This is a genomic window from Komagataeibacter kakiaceti JCM 25156, assembly GCF_000613305.1.
In genome coordinates, this window is record NZ_BAIO01000189.1 from 1 (window position 1) to 4,077 (window position 4,077).

Sequence of the window (4,077 nt, forward strand, 5' to 3'; positions counted from 1 at the left end):
CCCGCTCGGCCAGATCCGGGGTGGCGGCGACCACGATGCTGCCCTTGCCATCGGCGATGGAAATCAGGGCGATGACGCCGGAGCCGATTTCCGTGCGCAGGGAATCCGCCAGCGGCTTGAGTTCCTTGGGCGGCAGTTCGCCCACATTGCGCGCGTCAAGGCGGATGCCGTTGATTTCCTCCACCGTCGTGGCGGCCTGCGTGCCGGAGGCCAGCTTGCGCTGCAGGTCGGAAATCTGGCGTTCCATGGCCTTGCGCTCATCCAGCAGCACCGCAAGGCGCTCGGGCGCCTCCGCGGGCGGAACCCGCAGCATCGCGGCCATCTGCACCAGGCGCTCCTCGGTGGCGACGGTCGCACTTTCCGCCGCGCGGCCCGTCACCGCCTCGATACGGCGCACGCCCGATGAGACGCCACTTTCCGATGTGATGCGGAACAGCCCGATATCACCCGTGCGGCGCACATGGGTGCCCCCGCACAGTTCGATCGACCATCCGGCGCGGCCCTCCTCCGGCGCGCCCATGGAGACCACGCGCACCTCATCGCCATATTTCTCGCCAAACAGGGCCATCGCGCCGTGTTCGATGGCTTCTTCCGGCGTCATGTGGCGTGTGGTCACTTCCGTGTTTTCACGGATGCGGGCGTTGACCTCGGCCTCTATGCTGGCCAGTTCCTCGGGCGTGATGGGGCGGGGCTGGCTTACGTCAAAACGCAGGCGGTCGGGGGCGTTCAGGCTGCCCTTCTGCGTTACATGCGCGCCCAGGCGGCGGCGCAGGGCCTCATGCAGCAGGTGGGTGGCGGAATGATGCGCGCGGATGGCGCTGCGGCGGGCATGGTCAACCTGCGCCGTAACCGCCATGCCGGGGCGGATCGTGCCTTCGATGACCGTGCCGTAATGCACCAGCAGGTCGCCCAGCTTCTTTTGCGTATCGGTCACGGCAATATGCAGGCCGGGCGCGGTGATGGTGCCGGTATCGCCCACCTGACCGCCGCTTTCGCCATAGAAGGGGGTCTGGTTCAGCAGCAGCGCCACCTTCGTGCCGGGGCCGGCCGCATCCACCTGCGCGTTGTCCACGATGACGGTCTGGACCTCGGCGTCCGATGTTTCGGTGGTGTAGCCCAGGAACTCGGTCGCGCCGAAGGTGTCGCGCGCCTCGAACCACACGGTCTCGGTCGCGCTGTCGCCCGATCCGCTCCAGGCCGCGCGCGCGCGTTTGCGCTGCACGTCCATGGCCTCGTTGAATCCGGCCACATCCACGTCATGGCTGCTGCCGCGCAGGGCGTCCTGCGTCAGGTCAAGGGGGAAGCCGAAGGTGTCGTACAGCTTGAACGCGACATCACCCGGCAGGGGCGCGCCATCGCCCAGCCGCTCCGTCTCGTCCGCCAGCAGCGACAGGCCACGGTCAAGCATCGCCTTGAAGCGTTCTTCCTCGCCGCGCATCGTTTCCTCGATCAGGGCGCGGGCGTGCACCAGTTCGGGATAGGCCTCGCCCATCTGGCGGATCAGGGCGGGGACCAGACGGTAGAAGGTCGGTTCCGTCGTGCCCATCATGTGCAGGTGGCGCATGGCGCGGCGCATGATGCGGCGCAGGACGTAACCCCGGCCGTCCTTGGAGGGCAGCACGCCATCGGCGATCAGGAAGGAGGTGGAGCGCAGGTGGTCGGCCACCACGCGGTGGCTGGCGTTGAACGGGCCATCGGGTTCCTGTCCCGTCACCTCGGCGGAGGCGAGGATCAGGGCGCGGAAGGTGTCGATGTCATAATTGTCGCGCTTGCCCTGCAAGATGGCGGCGAAGCGTTCCAGCCCAAGCCCGGTGTCGATGGACGGGCGCGGCAGGGGCGAGCGCGTGCCGGGCGGGTTTTCGAAATACTGCATGAACACGAGGTTCCAGATTTCGGTAAACCTGTCGCCGTCCTCATCGGGGGAGCCCGGCGGGCCGCCCGCCACTTCGGGGCCGTGGTCATAGAATATCTCGGAACACGGGCCGCACGGGCCGGTATCGCCCATGCGCCAGAAATTGTCGGATGTGGGTATGCGGATGATCCTGTCATCGGGCAGGCCCGCGATCCTGCGCCACAGGCTGGCGGCTTCCTCATCATCGGCATAGACGGTCGTAAGCAGCCTGTCGCGGGACAGGCCGAAGGTGCCGGTGACCAGATTCCACGCCAGTTCGATGGCTTCCGCCTTGAAATAGTCCCCGAACGAGAAGTTGCCCATCATCTCGAAAAAGGTGTGATGCCGGGCGGTGTAGCCCACATTGTCCAGGTCATTGTGCTTGCCGCCCGCGCGGACCACCTTCTGGGCGGTAGTGGCGCGGGAATAGGGGCGCGTTTCCTGCCCGGTGAACACGTTCTTGAACTGCACCATACCAGCATTGGTAAACAGCAGTGTCGGATCGTTGTGCGGCACCAGGGACGAGGACGGCACGATCTGATGCCCATTCCCGGCAAAATAGTCGAGGAAGGTGGCACGAATGTCGTTGGTTGTGGGCATGGCGGGAGACAGACGATCCTGTATTGAAGATATAGATGTAAAACCGGATTCACTCACCTAGCGCAGCTAGCACCAGACCGGAAGTACGAACATGCGTGTTCTGCCATATGGCCGGTGCGTGACGGGCCGGGTGCGTGGGCGCAGATGCAACGGTACGGAGGGATGCGGGAATGCACGACTGGCAGGCGGAACGGGACTGGCCACTTCTGACGCAGGGGCTGGCGGGGCGGTTACGGAAGGACTGCATGGCGCAGTGGCGGGAATTCGTGCATCACCCTTTGTCAGGCGCGTGGGGGATGGCACGCTGGCGCCCGCCGCGTTCAGGAATTTCCTAATCCAGGATTACCTGTACCTGATCCAGTACGCCCGCGCGTGCGCGCTCGCGGTCCATAAATCGGACACGGTGGCGGGCATGCGGCACGCGGCCCAGCTCCTGTCGGGCATACTCGATACCGAACTGTCCATGCATGTGGCGTATTGCGCCGGGTGGGGGATAGATGAGGCGGCGCTTGAACAGGCGCAGGAGTCGCTGGAATTACTTGCCTACAGCCGCTTTATACTCGACCGCGCGCAGACCGGTGACCTGCTTGACCTGCTGGTGACAATGGCCCCCTGCCTGATCGGCTACGCGGAGCTTGGCGCGCGGCTGCATGCGGACCCGGCCACGAAGCGGGAGGGGAATCCCTACTGGTCATGGATCGCGCTGTATGGCGGGGAAGATTATACGGCGCTGGTGGAAGAGGGCATCCATCGGCTGGACCAGGTGGGCGCGGCCTGTGGGGCGCAGGCGCGTTATCCGGTCTTGCTGGGGGAATTCGCCACGTCCGTCCGGTTGGAAACCGCGTTCTGGGCCACCGCGCGCCCGGACTGAAACGGCAGGACCGTCGCACTTTTGCGCGGGGTGGAGGGTGTGGCGTTGAAAACGAGCTTCCGGCTGATATGGAAGTTCGCCATCATGCCCGTCGCGGCCCCCGCGGCGAGCGCCAGAACGGGATAGGCCTTGAAGACCGGGGAGAGATGGAACAGCGTGAACACGCAGCCCCGGTTCAGGAAAAACCCCAGCGAGTTACCGGCCAGGAACCGCAGCCACTGGATAATGAAATGATGCTGGTTGCCCGCCTTGCGGAATGTCCATAGCCGGTTGATCAGCCAGTTGATCGAAGCGGCGATGAAATAGGCCGAGATCGTCGCGATGGTCAGCCCCACGACGGGGCGGAGCGTGTACACGGCGGTCGTATCCCAACCCAGTCCCAGCAAGCCGACAACGCCGAATTTCAGAAATTGTATGGCTTTTTCACGGGAGGATGCGGACAAGACACTTCCTTTCGCCTGCCGCTGGCGGACAGGGTGTCGAAAAAATGCGTGACGGATTCTTTCATGCCCGGCGGGCATCCTCGGCAGGGTAGGGGATCTGAAATAAAAAGACAAAAAAAGGGAGCGGTCACCCGCTCCCTTCCTGTGGGCCGGATCAGTGCAGGATGATCTCGACGCGGCGGTTCTGGGGCTCACGCGTGTCGGGGCCTGTGGGCACCAGCGGGTGGGCTTCACCATAACCATGGATGTCGATCGCGTTGGCGGGCACGCCG

The 4,077-nt window shown here is 64.7% G+C and carries 3 protein-coding genes and 1 pseudogene; 1 reads left to right on the forward strand and 3 read right to left on the reverse strand.

The annotated features are described in order from the left end of the window. The coding region (gene alaS, locus JCM25156_RS10290) for an alanine--tRNA ligase (RefSeq protein ID WP_025813021.1) at window positions 1-2,491 on the reverse strand (2,491 nt) is incomplete at its 3' end. Between the two features lie 91 nt (window positions 2,492-2,582). Between alaS and JCM25156_RS10295 the strand changes: the two genes are divergently transcribed. Beyond that, window positions 2,583-3,362 (forward strand): TenA family protein, encoded by a 780-nt coding sequence (locus JCM25156_RS10295; protein WP_242402592.1) that lies wholly within the window; start codon window positions 2,583-2,585, stop codon window positions 3,360-3,362. On the opposite strand, the gene JCM25156_RS10300 is transcribed toward JCM25156_RS10295, so the two are convergent. Beyond that, window positions 3,284-3,883, reverse strand: a complete 600-nt coding sequence (locus tag JCM25156_RS10300; RefSeq protein ID WP_084296498.1) for a GtrA family protein — start codon at window positions 3,881-3,883, stop codon at window positions 3,284-3,286. The two genes, JCM25156_RS10295 and JCM25156_RS10300, sit on opposite strands and share 79 nt — an antisense overlap. A 76-nt stretch (window positions 3,884-3,959) precedes the next feature. Next, a pseudogene (locus JCM25156_RS28860) lies at window positions 3,960-4,077 on the reverse strand (OmpA family protein); the annotation flags it as partial.

Bases quoted from the DNA above. Each gene is read 5' to 3' on its own strand.
- JCM25156_RS10295 (WP_242402592.1), top strand. From the start codon at position 2,583: ATGCGTGTTCTGCCATATGGCCGGTGCGTGACGGGCCGGGTGCGTGGG.
- JCM25156_RS10300 (WP_084296498.1), bottom strand. From the start codon at position 3,883: ATGCCCGCCGGGCATGAAAGAATCCGTCACGCATTTTTTCGACACCCT.